Genomic DNA, 18,092 nt, shown 5'->3' with positions numbered 1-18,092 from the left:
AGGACGCTTGATTCTTGGATATGATAGGCGCGGTTTGCCGGCCGCCATCGGCCCGCATTCTCACTTATTTTCCAGGTCCAGGCCATACAGCCGGCCGACGCTCCCCCGAGCCGCCGGTTTCTGAGCTTTTCCAACACAGTTAGTGGAGAGATCACCTTGGTAGAGTACGTAGTTTCCCTCGATAAGCTCGGCAAACACGATGTTGAGCATGTGGGGGGCAAGAACGCATCCCTGGGCGAGATGATCAGCAACCTGGCAGGCGCCGGCGTTTCCGTTCCCGGCGGCTTCGCCACCACCGCCCAGGCCTATCGCGATTTCCTGGAACTGAGCGGTCTGAACGACCGGATCCACGAAGCCCTCGACGCGCTCGACGTCGACGACGTCAATGCGCTGGCCAAGACCGGCGCCCAGATCCGCCAATGGATCATGGAAGCCGAATTCCCCGAAAAGCTGAATGCCGAGATCCGCACCGCGTTCGCCGCGCTGTCGGCCGGCAATCCTGACGTGGCCGTGGCCGTGCGTTCCTCCGCCACCGCCGAAGACCTGCCGGACGCTTCCTTCGCCGGCCAGCAGGAAACCTTCCTGAACATCCGTGGCGTGGACAACGTGATCCGCGCCGCCAAAGAGGTGTTCGCTTCGCTGTTCAACGACCGTGCGATCTCCTACCGCGTGCACCAGGGCTTCGACCACAAGCTGGTCGCCCTGTCGGCCGGCGTGCAGCGCATGGTGCGTTCGGAGACCGGCACCGCCGGCGTGATGTTCACCCTCGACACCGAGTCCGGTTTCCGTGACGTGGTGTTCATCACCGGCGCCTACGGCCTGGGCGAAACCGTCGTGCAGGGCGCGGTGAACCCGGACGAGTTCTACGTCCACAAGGGCACGCTCTCGGCCGGCCGTCCGGCGATCCTGCGCCGCAACCTGGGCAGCAAGGCGATCAAGATGATCTACGGCGACGAGGCCAAGGCCGGCCGTTCGGTCAAGACCGTCGATGTCGACAAGGCCGACCGCGCGCGTTTCTGCCTGAGCGACGCCGAAGTCAGCGAGCTGGCCAAGCAGGCGATGATCATCGAGAAGCACTACGGCTGCCCGATGGACATCGAGTGGGCCAAGGACGGTGACGACGGCAAGCTGTACATCGTGCAGGCCCGTCCGGAAACCGTGAAGAGCCGCACCCAGGCCAACGTCATGGAACGTTACCTGCTCAAGGAAACCGGCACCGTGTTGGTGGAAGGCCGCGCCATCGGCCAGCGCATCGGCGCCGGCAAGGTGCGGATCATCAAGGACGTGTCCGAGATGGACAAGGTCCAGGTCGGTGACGTGCTGGTCTCCGACATGACCGACCCGGACTGGGAACCGGTCATGAAGCGCGCCAGCGCCATCGTCACCAACCGCGGCGGCCGCACCTGCCACGCGGCGATCATCGCCCGTGAGCTGGGCATCCCGGCGGTGGTGGGCTGCGGCAACGCCACCCAACTGCTCAAGGACGGCCAGGGCGTGACCGTGTCCTGCGCCGAAGGCGACACCGGCTACATCTTCGAAGGCGAGCTGGGCTTCGACGTCAAGAAGAACTCCGTGGACGCCATGCCGGAGCTGCCGTTCAAGATCATGATGAACGTCGGCAACCCGGACCGCGCCTTCGACTTCGCACAGCTGCCGAACGCCGGTGTGGGCCTGGCCCGTCTGGAGTTCATCATCAACCGCATGATCGGCGTGCACCCTAAAGCGCTGCTGAACTACGACGGCCTGCCGCCGGACATCAAGGAAAGCGTCGACAAGCGTATCGCCGGTTACAACGATCCGGTCGGCTTCTATGTCGAAAAACTGGTCGAGGGCATCAGCACCCTGGCGGCGGCGTTCTATCCGAAGAAGGTCATCGTGCGCCTGTCGGACTTCAAGTCCAACGAATACGCCAACCTGATCGGCGGCAAGCTCTACGAGCCGGAAGAAGAGAACCCGATGCTGGGCTTCCGCGGCGCTTCGCGCTACATCAGCGAATCGTTCCGCGACTGCTTCGAGCTCGAGTGCCGTGCGCTCAAGCGCGTGCGCAACGAGATGGGCCTGACCAACGTCGAGATCATGGTGCCGTTCGTGCGCACCCTGGGCGAAGCCTCTCAAGTCGTCGAACTGCTGGCCGAAAACGGTCTGGCCCGCGGCGACAACGGCCTGCGCGTGATCATGATGTGCGAGCTGCCGTCCAACGCCATCCTGGCCGAAGAGTTCCTCGAATTCTTCGACGGCTTCTCGATCGGTTCCAACGACCTGACCCAGCTCACCCTGGGCCTGGACCGGGACTCCGGCATCATCGCCCACCTGTTCGACGAGCGTAACCCGGCGGTCAAGAAGCTGCTGGCCAACGCCATCGCCGCGTGCAACAAGGCCGGCAAGTACATCGGCATCTGCGGTCAGGGCCCGTCGGACCACCCGGACCTGGCCAAGTGGCTGATGGAGCAGGGCATCGAAAGCGTGTCGCTGAACCCGGACACCGTGCTGGAAACCTGGTTCTTCCTCGCCGAAGGCCAGGCTTGATAACGATGTGAACGGATCGCTCCCTCCGGGGGGCGGTCTTTCAGTGATTGAAACAGGGCGAGCGCCTTCGGATGCCGCCCTTTTTTGTGCAAGAGCATTATGCAAAGCAGCAGCAACCTGTTTCCCGTCGCCCTGATCAGCGCCGAGCGGCGCGGCGATCTGAGCGAAGACATCTACCGGCTGAAGCCGGGCAACAGCCCGGACTCGACCGTCGAACTGGCCGTCACCCGCCTGGGCATGGCCGACGAGCCGGCCGCGCGCGGCGTGCCGGTGATCCTGCTGCACGGCAGCTTTTCCAACCGGCGCTTCTGGTTCTCCCCCAAGGGCCTGGGGCTGGGCGCCCACCTGACGCGGCTGGGCTTTGACGTATGGATCCCGGAGATGCGCGGCCATGGCCTGTCCCGGCGCAATGAGGACTACCGCCGCAACCGCGTCGCCGACTACGCCCGCTACGACCTGCCGGCCATCGCCGCGTTCGTGCGCGAGCAGAGCGGGCAGGTTCCGCACTGGATCGGCCATTCCCTGGGCGGCATCACTCTGGCGGCGGCACTGGGCGGCGAGTACCTCGGTGAGCCGGCGGTGGCGTCCGCGGCGTTTTTCGGCACCCAGGTCAGCCGCACCTACTGGCCGCTGAAGATTCCGCCGGTGGAGTGGAGCGGGCGCTTTATCCTCAAGCGCTTTGCCCAGTTGTCCGGTTCGCGGCTCAAGCGCGGCCCGGAGGACGAGCCGATCGGCCTGGCCCTGGAAAGCATGCGCTGGTACGGCCTGTTCGGGCGTTTCGGCGACAAGGACAAGGACTGGTGGGCCGGCCTTGCCGACGTGAAGGTGCCGGTGCTGGCGGTGAGCGCGGCGGGCGATCATCAGGATCCGGCGTGGGCCTGCCGCAAGCTGTACGAGCAGATCGGTTCAGAAACCAAGCAATTCATCAACCTGGGGCGCGAGCAGGGCTTCAGCGAGAACTTCGGCCATGTCGAGATGCTGGTGAGCAAAGCGGCGCAGGCCGACGTATGGCCGTTGGTGGCGCGTTGGCTGGCGGATCAGCAGACGCCTTTGGTGGGCGAGAAACCGGATCTGGCTGCGGCGGTATGAGCGCAAGGCTCTGACAAGGGCATTTCGTTCAGGGCCGCTTGCGGCTAAGATATGACGCATTGCGTGGTTCTGGTCACAAATGGTGACTGTTTAGCTATTACGTTTCAGCGTTTGTTCAGGTTCGGTCGGCGACCATGGCGCAAGCCAAGGTAAACGGCGGCCACCGGAACTCGTTTCAACAGCATGCGGCATCCCTGATCGTTTTCCTCTCTACAGGAGTTTTTCGATGATCCATTACCTCACCCCTGACCTGTGCGACGCCTATCCGGAGCTGGTGCAGGTGCTGGAGCCGATGTTCAGCAACTTCGGCGGCCGCGATTCGTTCGGCGGCGAAATCGTGACCATCAAGTGCTTCGAAGACAACTCGCTGGTCAAGGAGCAGGTCGAGCTCAAGGGCAACGGCAAGGTGCTGGTGGTCGATGGCGGCGGTTCCCTGCGCCGCGCGCTGCTGGGCGACATGCTGGCCGAGAAGGCGTCGAAGAACGGTTGGGAAGGGCTGGTGATCTACGGCTGCATCCGTGACGTCGACGTCATCGCCCAGACCGACCTGGGTGTCCAGGCGCTCGCCAGCCACCCGATGAAGACCGACAAGCGCGGCATCGGCGACCTCAACGTTCCGGTGACTTTCGCCGGCGTGACGTTCCATCCGGGCCAGTACATCTATGCGGACAACAACGGCGTGATCATCTCGCCGAGCCCGCTGAAGATGCCGGAATAAGCCGTTGTACGCACAGGGGTGAGGATGTTCGAGGAAGACAACGCGCAGTGGGGGCTGGTGCATGCCCTGGTGCTGGACGGCAAGGGCGGTGCGCGTTCGATAGCCCGGACGGACCTGGACGACCTGCAGTTGCAGGCCCATGAAAGCCTGTGGCTGCACTGGGACCGCAGCCATCCGCAGACCCAGACCTGGCTGCGCAAGTCCAGCGGACTCAACGAATTCGCCTGCGACCTGCTGCTGGAAGAGAACACCCGGCCACGGCTGCTGCCGCTGGCGGATTGCGAACTGCTGCTGTTCCTGCGCGGGGTCAACCTCAATCCGGGGGCCGAGCCCGAGGACATGGTCTCGGTGCGCATCTTCGCGTCGGCCCAGCGGGTGATCTCCCTGCGCCTGCGCCCGTTGCGCGCCACCGATGAACTGTTGGCGCTGCTGGCGGAGGGCAAGGGCCCGAAAACGTCTTCCGAACTCATCCTCTATCTGGCGCAGTTCCTCACCAACAAGGTGCAGGATCTGGTCACCTGCCTCTCCGAAATGGTCGATGACGAGGAAGAAAAGCTGGATGCCGACGAACGGTATACCCCCGAGCACGGCGCCAATCTGCACATCCGTCGCCGCGCGGCAGGGCTGAAGCGTTTTCTGGCCCCGCAGCGGGATATTTTCGGACAGTTGTCCCGGATAAGGCTGCCATGGTTCGTCGATGACGACGGCGATTACTGGAACGAACTGAACAACAGCCTGACCCGCTACCTCGAAGAGCTCGAACTGACCCGAGAGCGCGTGGGGCTTGTGCTGGAGGCCGAAGACCGGCGCCTGAGCGTGCGGATGAACCGCACCATGTACCGCTTCGGCATCATCACCGGGATCTTCCTGCCGATGAGTTTTCTCACCGGCCTGTTGGGGATCAACGTCGGCGGGATTCCGTTCTCCACCAGCCCCTACGGCTTCCTGATCGCCTGTCTGACGGTGGTCGCCGTGGCGCTCGGGCAGTGGTGGCTGTTCCGCCGTTTGCGCTGGGTGTGAACATGGCGCATGTGACCCGACCAAATTTGCCCGCGTCTTTCACAGACATCACGAGAGGTGCGTATGCACGATCCGTTTGAACAGTCTTTGCGCGACATGCTCAACGCCTCGCCGTCCAGCCGTGACGACGACGCCTGCCTTGGCCGCGTGCTCAAAACCGCCAACCGCCAGGTCGGCGCCGGCGACCTGTTCAGCCTGCTGGGCCGATGGCTGCCCGCGCTGATGATCGCCCTGAACAACGGCTCGGCCCATGTCGCGCCGGTCTCCCGTCTTCGTAAACCCACCGCCCGCACCGCTGATAAGGCTGATTGAATATGGAACTTGACCTCTGGACCCAGAGCCTCGTCACTGCAATGACTGCGTTGTGGACAAAAGTCGCCAACTTCATCCCGAACCTGTTCGGCGCGCTCGTCGTGCTGCTGCTCGGTTTCGTCGTGGCCAAGCTGCTGGACACCTTGCTGTCCAAGCTGCTGGCCAAACTGGGCCTGGACCGCCTGATGGCCGGCACCGGCCTGACCAAGCTGATGTCCCGCGCGGGGCTGCAAGTGCCGATCTCGACCCTGATCGGTAAAATCGTGTACTGGTTCGTCCTGCTGATTTTCCTGGTTTCTGCGGCAGAATCCCTTGGCCTTGAGCGGGTTTCGGCTACGCTGGACATGCTGGCGCTGTATGTGCCGAAGGTGTTCGGCGCGGCGCTGGTGCTGCTCGTCGGCGTCCTCCTGGCCCAACTGGCCAACGGATTGGTGCGCGGGGCGGCGGAAGGCGTCGGTCTGGACTACGCTTCAGGCCTTGGGCGAATTGCCCAAGGGCTGGTGATCATCATCAGCATCTCGGTCGCGATCAGCCAGCTTGAGGTCAAGACCGACCTGCTGAACCATGTGATCGTCATCGTATTGATTACCGTTGGTCTGGCGGTTGCGCTGGCCATGGGCCTGGGAAGCCGGGAAATCGCCGGTCAGATCCTGGCGGGCATCTATGTGCGTGAGTTGTATCAGGTAGGGCAACAAGTGCGTGTTGGCGAGGTCGAAGGGCAGATCGAGGAGATCGGCACGGTTAAAACCACATTGCTGACCGATGAGGGTGAGCTAGTCTCTCTCTCCAATCGGATCCTGCTGGAGCAGCATGTGAGTAGCCGCTAACCCGGCAAACCCTGCTAATGTATGCCGCCGCAAAACGCCAGCCGTCGCTGGCGGCGGTGGACATTGACCTGACTGTCGGCCCGACCTGTTTTGAATAAAGCCCAAACGCTATCCACGCGCTACGACCCCCGCGAGCTCTCTGACGAGGAGTTGGTCGCGCGCTCGCACACCGAGCTGTTTCACGTGACGCGCGCGTATGAAGAACTGATGCGGCGTTACCAGCGGACATTATTTAACGTTTGTGCGCGGTATCTCGGGAACGATCGCGACGCAGACGATGTCTGTCAGGAAGTGATGCTCAAGGTGCTGTACGGCCTGAAGAACTTCGAGGGCAAATCGAAGTTCAAGACATGGCTATATAGCATCACCTACAACGAATGCATCACGCAGTATCGCAAGGAACGGCGCAAGCGTCGCTTGATGGACGCACTGAGTCTTGACCCCCTCGAAGAAGCGTCGGAAGAGAAGGCGCCGAAACCCGAGGAGAAGGGTGGACTGGATCGCTGGCTGGTGTATGTGAACCCGATCGACCGTGAAATCCTGGTGCTACGTTTTGTCGCAGAGCTGGAGTTTCAGGAGATCGCAGACATCATGCACATGGGCCTGAGCGCGACCAAAATGCGGTACAAGCGCGCTCTTGATAAATTGCGTGAGAAATTTGCAGGCATTGCTGAAACTTAGTTCGGCGCAAATATCTCTTACGTGTAGGCAAGTTCTGATAGACTTGCCGCCGAGTTGTCCCCCGGTTTGCGGGACTGCTTCACAATCACCAGATGGGGATTTAACGGATGAAACTGAAAAACACCTTGGGCTTGGCCATTGGTTCTTTGATTGCCGCCACTTCGTTCGGCGCTCTGGCACAAGGCCAAGGCGCAGTTGAAATCGAAGGCTTCGCAAAGAAAGAACAATTCGACAGCGCTCGTGACTACAAGAACAACGGCAACCTGTTCGGCGGTTCCGTTGGCTACTTCCTGACCGACGACGTTGAACTGCGTTTGGCCTACGACGAAGTGCACAACGTGCGTTCCGACGACGGTCGTAACATCAAGGGCGCGAACACTGCCCTGGACGCTCTGTACCACTTCAACAACCCGGGCGACATGCTGCGTCCGTACGTATCGGCTGGCTTCTCCGACCAGAGCATCGGTCAGAACGGCACCGGCGGTCGTGACCGCTCCACCTTCGCCAACGTTGGCGGCGGCGCCAAGCTGTACTTCACTGACAACTTCTACGCCCGTGCCGGCGTTGAAGCTCAGTACAACATCGACAAAGGCGACACCGAGTGGGCTCCAAGCATCGGTATCGGCGTGAACTTCGGTGGCGGCTCCAAGCCAGCAGCCGCTCCGGTTCCAGCGCCTGCTGAAGTCTGCTCCGACAGCGACAACGACGGCGTTTGCGACAACGTCGACAAGTGCCCGGACACCCCAGCCAACGTAACCGTTGACGCTGATGGCTGCCCAGCAGTTGCTGAAGTCGTACGTGTTGAGCTGGACGTGAAGTTCGACTTCGACAAGTCGGTCGTCAAGCCAAACAGCTACGGCGACATCAAGAACCTGGCTGACTTCATGAAGCAGTACCCTTCGACCACCACCACCGTTGAAGGTCACACTGACTCCGTAGGTCCAGACGCTTACAACCAGAAACTGTCCGAGCGTCGTGCAAACGCCGTTAAGCAAGTTCTGGTTAACCAGTACGGCGTTGGCGCTAACCGCGTTCAGTCCGTTGGCTACGGCGAATCCCGCCCAGTGGCTGACAACAAAACCGAAGCTGGCCGCGCCGTTAACCGTCGCGTAGAAGCTCAGGTTGAAGCCCAAGCTAAGTAATTAGCTCGCCGCTTTGAGAAAAGCCCGGCTCAGGCCGGGCTTTTCTTTGCCTGCGATTTGCTGAGGCTGTGCGCCTCAGGCGGATTGCTGCGCCGTCGTCGCCGGCGAACCGCATGCCAACGCGAGTTGGGCCGAATGGCCGGCCACTGCGCCGATCACCAGGATCGCAGGGCTTTTCAGCCCGAACGCGCAGGCCTCTTCCTCCATGGCCGCCAGATCGCAGCGACACTCCCGTTGCTGCGGCAAAGAGGCGTTCTCGATCATGGCCACCGGCGTATCCGCCGCCATGCCGCCTGCCAGCAACTGTTCCCGAATCTCGCCGAGCTTGGCCACCCCCATGTAGATCACCAGGGTCGTCCCGCCCTGCGCCAGGGCCTGCCAGTTCAGTCGGCTGTCGTCCTGGGTGTGCGCCGTCACCAGCGTCACGCCCCGCGCCACGCCGCGCAGCGTCAGCGGTATGTCGCAGCGGGTCGCACCGGCCAGGCCGGCGGTGATGCCATTGACCAGCTCCACCTCGACGCCACGCTCACGCAGCCACTGCGCCTCCTCGCCGCCGCGCCCGAATATGCACGGATCGCCGCCCTTGAGGCGCACCGTGCATTTGCCTTGGCGGGCATAGCGCAGCATCAGCCGGTGGATGAAGGCCTGGGGCGTGGAACGGCAACCGCCGCGCTTGCCCACGGCGATGACCCGCGCAGCGGGGCAGTGCTCCAGCACCGCCGGATTGACCAGGTCGTCGATCAGCACAACGGCCGCTTCGCGCAGGGCGCGGACGGCCTTGAGGGTCAGCAGTTCCGGGTCGCCGGGGCCGGCGCCCACCAGCCAGACTTTTGCGTTCATGGTGTTTTCCTCATCAGGTGACCGCGACCGGCTGGCTGCGGGAGGCCAGCAGGCGCTTGATTTCAGGGACGCAGGAACCGCATTGGGTGCCGCAGCCTAGTTTGTCTTTCAACCCCGGCAGATCCAGCCCTTGCTCGATGCCGGCGCAGACTGCGCTGTGGCTGACGTTCTTGCAGTTGCACAGGGTTTTGTCTGGCGCGCCGTGCGCTGCGGCGCTGCCCGGCGGCGCGCTCATCGGCGCCAGCAGCCAGCGGCGCAGTTGTTCGTCCGTGCGGCCGTCCAGCCACAGCCCCTGCAGCCAATGCTGCGCGAGCGTTTCGCCGGCCAGGCGGATCGCGGTGATCCGTCCGTGTTCGATGCGCACCCGTTTGCCGATGGCGCGGCGCGGGTCGTCATAGGCCAGCACCGGGCCCTCGATCAGGGCCAGGCACTGGTCGATTTCACGCAGCAACAGCGGATCCGGGGCGCCGGAGCTGGCGGCGCGGATCAGCAATGCCGGACGTTCACGTCCGATCAAGCTGAAACTTGCGTAGGAAAATGCCTCGCAAAGGGGGCGCAACGCCTCGAAATGCCGTTGCACATCGCCTTCGATGAGGGCGAACAACTGCCACGGCAGCTCCACCGGCTCCAGTCTCACGCCGCTGTGCTTGAGTTCCGGTTGTTTGGACAGAGGGTCGAAGGCGGGCAGGGTCAGGCTGTTCACGCCGCCCTTGAGGAAACGGTCGCCCCAGTGCATCGGCAGAAAGGCCTGGCCGGGCCGCACGCTGTCATCGCTCTCCACCGCGACGATCACCGCGCCCCGGCGGCTCTTCAGGTTGACCAGATCTCCCGGCCGCAGGCGGTGCCGACGCAGTTCATCCGGGTGCAGGCTCAGAACGGCCTCGCCGACATGCCCGAACAGCTGCGCAGCGGTGCCGGTGCGGCTCATGCCGTGCCATTGGTCACGCAGGCGCCCGGTGAGCAAGGTCAGGGGGAAGCGCGCGTCGCGTTGTTCCTTGGCGGCGCGGTACGGGTCGGCCACGAACTGCGCCCGGCCGCTGTCGGTGGGAAAAATGCCGTCTTCGTACAGTCGGGGTGTGCCCTGGCGGGCGTCGGCGGGGAAGGGCCATTGTTGCGGGCCGATCCGGTCGATCAGCGCGTGGCTGATGCCGGACAGATCCAGGTCGCGGCCACGGGTCAGTTGCTTGTACTCGTCGAACAGCTGGGCCGGTTGCTCGAAGGCGAACAGGCTCGGTTGCCCGGGGCGCAGACGTTTCTCCAGGCGCTGTGCGAAATCTACGGTGATCGCCCAGTCCGGGCGCGCGTCGCCGGGTGCGGAAATGGCTTTGCGCACGTGGGAAATCCGCCGCTCGGAGTTGGTCACCGAACCTTCCTTTTCGCCCCAACTGGCCGCCGGCAGCAGCAGATCGGCGAAGGCGGCGGTTTCCGTGGTGCGGAACGCCTCCTGCAACACCACAAACGGACAGGCCTCCAGCGCCGCCCTCACGGCGTTCTGGTCAGGCATCGACTGTGCGGGGTTGGTGCAGGCGATCCACAACGCCTTGATCTTGCCGCTGCGCACCTGCTCGAACAGTTCGACGGCGCTCAGGCCGGGGACGTCCGGCAGGCGCTCCACACCCCAGTATTCGGCGACTTGGGCGCGGTGTTCCGCATTGGCCGCGTCCCGGTGGCCGGGCAGCAGGTTGGACAGGCTGCCGGTTTCCCGCCCGCCCATGGCATTCGGCTGACCGGTCAGGGAGAAGGGGCCTGCACCGCGACGGCCGATCTGCCCGGTGGCCAGGTGCAGGTTGATCAGCGCGCTGTTCTTGGCGCTGCCGGCGGTGGACTGGTTCAGGCCCATGCACCACAACGACAGGAAGCTGGGCGACGTGCCGACCCATTCGGCGCATTGCTGCAATTGTTCGACACTGATGCCGCACAGTTGCGACACCATCGCCGGGGTGTAGTCGCGCACCAGGCTTTTCAGTTCGGCGAGGCCGTCGGTGTGGGCCTGGATGAAATCCCGGTCGATCCAGTCTTCCCACACCAGCAGGTGCAAAATCCCATGGAACAAGGCGACGTCGGTGCCCGGCAGGATCGCCAGGTGCAGGTCCGCCAGGTCGCAGGTGTCGGTGCGGCGGGGGTCGATGACGATGACTTTCATCTGCGGACGGCGGGATTTGGCGTTCTCCAGGCGACGAAACAGCACCGGGTGGGCGTAGGCCATGTTGCTGCCGACGATCATCACGCAATCGCTCAGCTCCAGATCCTCATAGCTGCACGGCGGCGCATCGGCGCCCAGGCTGCGCTTGTAGCCCACCACCGCCGACGACATGCACAGCCGCGAGTTGCTGTCGATGTTGTTGGTGCCGACCAGCGCCCGCGCCAGTTTGTTGAAGGCGTAGTAGTCCTCGGTGAGCAATTGCCCGGAAATGTAGAACGCCACGCTGTCCGGGCCGTGTTCGGCGACGGTGTCGGCGAACACGCTGGCGGCGTGTTCCAGCGCGGTGTCCCAGTCGCAGCGGCTGCGCGCCAGGTGTTTGCCCAGACGCAGTTCCGGGTGCAGCGCCCGTGCCGCGAGGTCGCCGGTCAGGTGCAGGGTCGAGCCCTTGCTGCACAGCTTGCCGAAGTTGGCCGGATGCGCCGGATCGCCGCTGACGCCGAGGATCCGCTCGCCGTCGTGCTCGATCAGCACGCCGCAGCCGACCCCGCAGTAGCAGCAGGTCGAGGCGGTCGTCTGGCGGTCCATCAGACGGCGTCCCGCAGGGCCAGCAGCACCCGGCCGTTCTCCACCCGGGCCCGATGGTGGTGGGCGCAGCCGACGTCGGGGGCCAGGGCCTCGCCGGACTGCAGGTCGATCTGCCAGTTGTGCAGCGGGCAGGCCACGCGCTTGCCGTAGATCAGCCCCTGGGACAGCGGCCCGCCCTTGTGCGGGCAGCGGTCGTCGAGGGCGAACACGTCATCGTCGCTGGTGCGGAAGATCGCGATGTCGCCTTTGGGCCCGGCGATGATCCGCGAACCGAGGGCGTTGATCTCTTCCAGGGCACAGATATCGAGCCAGTTCATGCCGGCACCTCCAGGTTTTTCACGGGGATCACATCAAATTCTTTCTTCAGTTGCGGCTGCGCCAGGCGTTCCTTCCACGGATCCTGTTCGAACGACAGGGAGAATTGCAGGCGCTCGTTCAACGCCTTGCGGCGTTCCGGATCCTGCAGCACGGCTTTCTTGATGTGCTCCATGCCGACCCGTTGCAGGTAGTGCACGGTGCGTTCGAGGTAGAAGGCCTCTTCGCGGTACAGCTGCAGGAACGCGCCGTTGTATTCGCGCACTTCTTCGGCGGTCTTGAGCTTGACGAAGAACTCGGCGACTTCGGTCTTGATCCCGCCGTTGCCGCCGATGTACATCTCCCAGCCGGAGTCGACGCCGATAATGCCTACGTCCTTGATCCCCGCTTCCGAACAGTTGCGCGGGCAGCCGGAGACCGCCAGCTTCACCTTGTGCGGCGACCACATGTTGAACAGGTCGTGTTCGAGGTCGATGCCCAGTTGCGTCGAGTTCTGGGTGCCGAAGCGGCAGAACTCGCTGCCGACGCAGGTCTTCACGGTGCGGATGGACTTGCCGTAGGCGTGGCCGGACGGCATGTCGAGGTCTTTCCACACCCCCGGCAGATCCTGTTTCCTGATCCCCAGCAGGTCGATGCGCTGGCCGCCGGTGACCTTGACCATCGGCACGTTGTACTTGTCGGCCACGTCGGCGATCCGGCGCAGCTCGGACGGGTTGGTCACGCCGCCCCACATCCGCGGCACCACCGAGTAGGTGCCGTCCTTCTGGATGTTGGCATGGGCCCGCTCGTTGATCAGGCGCGATTGCGGATCGTCCTTGGCTTCGCCGGGCCAGGTGGAGATCAGGTAGTAGTTGAGGGCCGGGCGGCAGGTGGCGCAGCCGTTGGGGGTGCGCCAGTTGAGGTAGCTCATGGTGCCGGCGATGGTCAGCAGGTGCTCTTGGCGGATGGCCTGGCGGATCTGGCCGTGGTTGAGGTCGCTGCAGCCGCAGATGGCCTTTTCGCTTTTCGGTTTGACGTCCGCCGCGCCGCCGACGGTGTTGATCAGGATCTGCTCGACCAGCCCGGCGCACGAGCCGCAGGAGCTGGCGGCCTTGGTGTGCTTCTTCACCTCGTCGACGCTGAACAGCCCGTGTTCCTGGATCGCCTTGACGATGGTGCCTTTGCACACGCCGTTGCAGCCGCAGACTTCGGCGTTGTCGGCCATGCTCATGGCCTTGTCCTGGCCCTGATGTCCTACGTCGCCGAGGGCATGCTCCATAGAAGAAGAGCCGCCGAACATCAGGTGATCGCGGATCTGCCGAATGTCGTGATTCTCACGAATCTGCCGGAAATACCAACCGCCATCTGCCGTATCGCCGTACAGACAGGCCCCGACCAACACGTCATCCTTGATCACCAGTTTCTTGTACACCCCGCCGATCGGGTCGGAGAGGGTGATGGTCTCGGTACCTTCGCCGCCCATGAAGTCGCCGGCGGAAAACAGGTCGATGCCGGTGACTTTCAGTTTGGTGGACGTGACCGAGCCTTGATAGCGGGCAAAACCCAGTTGCGCCAGGTGGTTGGCGCACACCTTGGCCTGTTCGAACAGCGGCGCGACCAGGCCGTAGGCGATGCCGCGGTGGCTGGCGCATTCGCCGATGGCGTAGATGCGCGGGTCGTAGGTCTGCAGGGTGTCGTTGACCAGGATGCCGCGGTTGCAGGGGATGCCGGCCTTTTCCGCCAGTTCGGTGTTGGGGCGGATGCCGGCGGCCATCACCACCAGGTCGGCGGGGATGATGTCGCCGTTCTTGAACTGCACCGAGCCGACCCGGCCGTTGCCGGCGTCGTGCAGGGCCTGGGTCTGCTCGCACAGGCGAAAGTGCAGGCCGCGAGCCTCGAGGGCGGTTTGCAGGAGCTGGCCGCTGGTCTTGTCCAGTTGCCGTTCCAGCAGCCACTCGCCCAGGTGCACCACGGTGACGTGCATGCCGCGCAGCATCAGGCCGTTGGCGGCCTCCAGCCCCAGCAGGCCGCCGCCGATGACCACGGCGTGCTTGTGGGTCTTGGCGGTGTCGATCATCGCCTGGGTATCGGCGATGTCGCGGTAGCCGATCACGCCCTGCAAGGTGTTGCCGGGGATCGGCAGGATGAACGGCGTGGAGCCGGTGGCGATCAGCAGGCGGTCGTATTCGGCTTCGGTGCCGTCTTCGGCGATCACCCGGCGCTTGACCCGGTCGATCTCCACGACCTTGCGGTTGAGGAGCAGCTGGATGCCGTTTTCCAGGTACCAGTCCAGGTCGTTGAGCACGATCTCTTCGAAGGTCTGTTCGCCGGCCAGCACCGGCGACAGCAGGATGCGGTTGTAGTTGGTGTGCGGTTCGGCGCCGAAGACCGTGATGTCGTAGAGCTCGTCGCTCAGCTTGAGCAGTTCCTCCAGGGTACGGACCCCGGCCATGCCATTGCCGATCATCACCAGTTTGAGTTTTTTCATCAGGTTCTCCGGGAGCGTGGGGCTTGCCTCTTGTGGGCAGTCGGGCCGTGCTCGACAAATGTGGCGCAAACAAAAAAGGCGTCCCGTCAGTGGCCTGACGAGGACGCCTTTGTCCTGATCCCGTTCGCTCGGGAAGCGCGGCCTTCGTCGTTGAAGGCTGCGCTTTATGTGTGTTGCAAACGGTCATGCAGCGGTTGTGCCAAGTGGCTGCATCCGGCGGTTTTCAAGGGGTGGGCCGTGATCGGGGTGGCGGGACGGCCGTGGTTTCGCACTGAATCGAAGCGGATTGCCCGCAAATGGGGCGCGCGCCCGCGAAACAAGCGCCCGGGGGTCAACCATGGAACAACAGGAACAGCAGCGCCAGGTTGCCCAGCAACCCCATCAGCGCCAGCGTCCGCCAGACCTTCAGCGGCTCCCGCTCCAGCAAGGGCCGGGGCCGGACGCTCAGGCTGCGGCGTTCGCCGTGCTCCAGCACCAGCAACCATTCTTCGGCGGTCTCGTAGCGTTGCGCGGGATCGGCCTCCACCCCGCGCGCAAGGCACTGCGCCAGCCATTCCGGCACGTCCGGCCGGTAGCGGGCGGCGCTGACCGGCACCCCGAAGCGCGGGCGCTGGAACGCCTCGACCTCGCCGAAGGGGTAATGCCCGGTGAGCAAGAAGTACAGGGTCACGCCCACCGCGTAGAGATCCTGCCGTGGTGCGGGCGCTTCCCCGCGGAAGGCCTCGGGGGCGATGTAACTGGGCGTGCCCGGCAGCGTGTCGGTGTTGTCCCGTGACAGACCCGGGCAGTAGGCCAGGCCGAAATCCAGCAGGCGCAGTTCGCCGTCGTCACCCAGCAGCAGGTTCTCCGGCTTGATGTCGCGGTGCAGGATCTGCCGCCGGTGCAGCAGGCCTACCGCACGCAGCAGGCGTTCGGCCAGCTCGCGCCATTGCGCCAGCGGCAACGGGCCGCTTTGTTCGAACAGCCGGGCAAGGGTCGTCCCGGCGTATTCGCGCATCACGTAGTACAGATGCTGACGCTGGGTTGCCGCATGGACTTCGGGAAAGTGCCGCCCGGCGACCCGTTTCAGGAACCATTCCTCGGACAGCAGGGCCTGGCCGGCGTGGGAATCGTCCGTCAAGTGTGCCGGCAGGGTCTTGAGCAGCCAGGCCAGGCCTTGTCCGTCGAGCACCCTGTACAGCAAGGATTGTCGGCTATGGCCGACGATGCCTTGCACCTGCCAGCCTTCGAACGACTGTTCGGGTTTCAGCGGGGGCGGCAGCGGCCACTGCTGCAGATGGATCAGCGCATCGCCGAGGTTCGCTTCGCCCGGCGCCTCCACCCGCACCAGCAAGGCGCTGGCGTTGTCCTGGCTGCCGGCCAGGTGGGCGGTGGCGACCAGCGTGCGGGCGGCCGCGGCCAGGTCCGGCTGGTCGCGCAATGTCGCCGCTATCGCCGTGTCGCCCAGCGTGGACCACACGCCGTCGCTGAGCAGCACGAAGCACTCGCCGGCGCGCAGTTCGCCGTCGAGAAAGTCCAGCACCAGATGCTGATCCAGGCCCAGGGCGCGCTTGAGCACATGCTGCATGCCCGGTTGCTCCCAGACGTGGTCCTCGGTGATCCGTTGCAAGGTGTCGGCGTACCAGCGGTACACCCGGCAATCGCCGACGTGGGCCAGGGTGAAGCGCTGGCCGCGCATGACCAGCGCACTGACGGTGGTGAGCAGCGGCTGGCCGCCGCCGTTGGCTTGCAGCCAGCGGTTCTGCGCCAGCAGCAGGCGGTCCAGGGCCTGGGCCACGCTCCAGGTCTCCGGGGTGGCGTAGTAGTCCAGCGCCAGCGCCTGCAAGGTCGAACGGGCGGCCAGGCCGCCGTCGGCGCACTGGCTGACGCCGTCGGCGATGGCGAACAGAAAGCCTTTGCTCGCGGCCAGCGCCGGGGCCGGGGTGACCAGGCGCAAGGCGTCCTGGTTCTCCGGGCGCGGGCCGGTGGCGGAGGCTTCGGCGAAACTCAGTTGCAGCGCCATGGCCGGCTCAGACCCGCGCGGCGGTCACGGCTGCCGAGCCCCAGGTGGTTCTCCAGCGGCGTTTGACGCCGTGCAGGCCGAACCAGGCCAGCACGCCGAGGCTCGCGAACAGCCACAGCGCCAGCTGATAGCTGCCGGTGCTCTGCTTGATGGCGCCCATGCCCGCCGCCAGGGCGAAGCCGCCGATGCCGCCCGCCATGCCGATCAGGCCGGTCATCACGCCGATCTCCCGGCGAAAGCGCTGCGGCACCAGTTGGAACACCGCGCCGTTGCCCGCGCCCAGACCCAGCATGGTGCAGACGAACAGCGCCAGCGCCGCGTAGGAATTCGGCAGATTGAAGCCGACCACCGCGATGCAGATCGCCGCCACGGTGTACATCGCCAGCAAGGTGCGGATGCCGCCGAAGCGGTCGGCCAACGCACCGCCCAAGGGCCGCATCAGGCTGCCGCCGAACACGCAGGCGGCGGTGTAGTAGCCGGCGGTCACCGGGTTCAGGCCGTACTGATCGTTGAAGTAGCCGGGCAGGGCGCTGGCCAGGCCGATGAAGCCGCCGAAGGTGACGCTGTAGAAAAACATGAACCACCAGCTGTCGCGGTCGCCCAGCGCCTTGAAGTAGTCGGCCATGGCCTTGGCTTTCGGGCGTTCCGGCGCGTTCTTCGCCAGCCAGGCGAACACCGCGAGCGTCAGCAGCAGCGGGATCAGGGCGAAGCCGAACACGTTGTTCCAGCCGAACGAGGCGGCCAGCACCGGGGCGATCAGCGCGGCGAACACCGTGCCGGAGTTGCCGGCCCCGGCGATGCCCATCGCCTTGCCTTGGTGCTGCGGCGGATACCACTGCGAGGCCAGCGGCAGGGCCACGGCGAAGGAGGCGCCGGCCATGCCGAGGAACAGGCCCAGCAGCAGCGCTTGTTCATAGCTGTGGATGCCCAGTTTCCAGGCGCCGAACAGCGCGCCGATCACGATCGCCTGACCGATCAGCCCGGCAGTCTTGGGCGACAACCGGTCGGCGAGCATGCCCATCAGAAAGCGCAGCACGGCGCCGGCCAGGATCGGCGTCGCCACCATGAGGCCGCGCTGCTGGGTGGTCAGGTGCAGGTCGGCGGCGATCTGCACCGCCAGCGGGCCGAGCAGGTACCAGACCATGAAGCTCAGGTCGAAATACAGGAAGGCCGCGAACAGGGTCGGGGTATGGCCGGATTTCCAGAAGCTTGAATTCATCGCGCACCTCAGCTGTGAGTGGCTCGGGAGCCGTTGTCCCGAGAAGGGGTCATGCCAGCCGGTGGCGCGCCGCCACGGCCGCACCACCGGCCCCGGTCTGTGGGGCCAAAACGCAAAGACGCCGCTATCCGGATCGCCGCAGGGGCGAGGCGGATGAGCGACGTCTTTGTCGTAGGGTGGGGCAACCGCCGTTGGTTACCTGTGTG

At 64.7% G+C, this 18,092-nt stretch carries 14 protein-coding genes; 8 read left to right on the top strand and 6 right to left on the bottom strand.

All coding sequences use genetic code 11. The features are described 5' to 3' along the window. The first annotated feature begins 156 nt into the window (after positions 1-156). The 8 genes from ppsA (at position 157) to KVG96_RS15575 (ending at position 8,315) form a co-directional block, all read left to right on the top strand. Positions 157-2,526 carry a phosphoenolpyruvate synthase gene (ppsA, locus tag KVG96_RS15610; protein WP_217892937.1) on the top strand — a complete coding sequence of 790 codons (2,370 nt, stop codon included), beginning with the start codon at positions 157-159 and terminating at the stop codon, positions 2,524-2,526. 99 nt (positions 2,527-2,625) lie between these two features. Beyond that, complete coding sequence (locus tag KVG96_RS15605) at positions 2,626-3,615, top strand: alpha/beta fold hydrolase (RefSeq protein WP_217892936.1); 990 nt, start codon at positions 2,626-2,628, stop codon at positions 3,613-3,615. 229 nt (positions 3,616-3,844) lie between these two features. After that, complete coding sequence (gene rraA / locus KVG96_RS15600; RefSeq protein WP_217894233.1) at positions 3,845-4,333, top strand: ribonuclease E activity regulator RraA; 489 nt, start codon at positions 3,845-3,847, stop codon at positions 4,331-4,333. A 24-nt stretch (positions 4,334-4,357) separates the two neighbouring features. Further along, entirely contained in the window at positions 4,358-5,353 is a 996-nt protein-coding gene (cmaX, locus tag KVG96_RS15595; RefSeq protein WP_217892935.1) for a divalent cation transporter CmaX, read from the top strand. Between the two features lie 63 nt (positions 5,354-5,416). Beyond that, complete coding sequence (locus KVG96_RS15590) at positions 5,417-5,665, top strand: hypothetical protein (protein WP_007951986.1); 249 nt, start codon at positions 5,417-5,419, stop codon at positions 5,663-5,665. 2 nt (positions 5,666-5,667) lie between these two features. Next, on the top strand, positions 5,668-6,492 hold the full coding sequence (locus KVG96_RS15585; RefSeq protein WP_085577601.1) for a mechanosensitive ion channel family protein: 825 nt from the start codon (positions 5,668-5,670) through the stop codon (positions 6,490-6,492). A gap of 90 nt (positions 6,493-6,582) precedes the next feature. Beyond that, positions 6,583-7,173 (top strand): RNA polymerase sigma factor SigX, encoded by a 591-nt coding sequence (gene sigX / locus KVG96_RS15580; protein WP_011333251.1) that lies wholly within the window; start codon positions 6,583-6,585, stop codon positions 7,171-7,173. 107 nt (positions 7,174-7,280) lie between these two features. Continuing rightward, entirely contained in the window at positions 7,281-8,315 is a 1,035-nt protein-coding gene (locus tag KVG96_RS15575) for an OmpA family protein (RefSeq protein WP_085577600.1), read from the top strand. Positions 8,316-8,390: 75 nt separating this feature from the next. On the opposite strand, the gene cobA is transcribed toward KVG96_RS15575, so the two are convergent. From cobA to KVG96_RS15545, 6 genes are all read right to left on the bottom strand, one after another. Next, positions 8,391-9,155, bottom strand: a complete 765-nt coding sequence (cobA, locus tag KVG96_RS15570) for a uroporphyrinogen-III C-methyltransferase (RefSeq protein ID WP_217892934.1) — start codon at positions 9,153-9,155, stop codon at positions 8,391-8,393. Between the two features lie 13 nt (positions 9,156-9,168). Then, entirely contained in the window at positions 9,169-11,883 is a 2,715-nt protein-coding gene (locus KVG96_RS15565; RefSeq protein WP_217892933.1) for a nitrate reductase, read from the bottom strand. Next, the gene (gene nirD / locus KVG96_RS15560) at positions 11,883-12,200 is read right to left on the bottom strand and encodes a nitrite reductase small subunit NirD (RefSeq protein ID WP_217892932.1); all 318 of its coding nucleotides are present in this window, start codon (positions 12,198-12,200) and stop codon (positions 11,883-11,885) included. Before nirD ends, KVG96_RS15565 begins: the two co-directional genes overlap by 1 nt. Next, positions 12,197-14,665, bottom strand: coding sequence for a nitrite reductase large subunit NirB (nirB, locus tag KVG96_RS15555; RefSeq protein WP_217892931.1), 2,469 nt, complete (start codon positions 14,663-14,665; stop codon positions 12,197-12,199). Before nirB ends, nirD begins: the two co-directional genes overlap by 4 nt. 331 nt (positions 14,666-14,996) lie before the next feature. Beyond that, on the bottom strand, positions 14,997-16,667 hold the full coding sequence (locus KVG96_RS15550) for a bifunctional protein-serine/threonine kinase/phosphatase (RefSeq protein WP_217892930.1): 1,671 nt from the start codon (positions 16,665-16,667) through the stop codon (positions 14,997-14,999). Between the two features lie 7 nt (positions 16,668-16,674). After that, positions 16,675-17,886, bottom strand: coding sequence for a nitrate/nitrite transporter (locus KVG96_RS15545; protein WP_217892929.1), 1,212 nt, complete (start codon positions 17,884-17,886; stop codon positions 16,675-16,677). Positions 17,887-18,092: the final 206 nt, after the last annotated feature.

The sequence above is a fragment of the Pseudomonas ekonensis genome (assembly GCF_019145435.1).
Classification (GTDB): domain Bacteria; phylum Pseudomonadota; class Gammaproteobacteria; order Pseudomonadales; family Pseudomonadaceae; genus Aquipseudomonas; species Aquipseudomonas ekonensis.
Note: the sequence above shows the minus strand (reverse complement) of the source record. Positions and strands in the feature narration are given on the sequence as shown.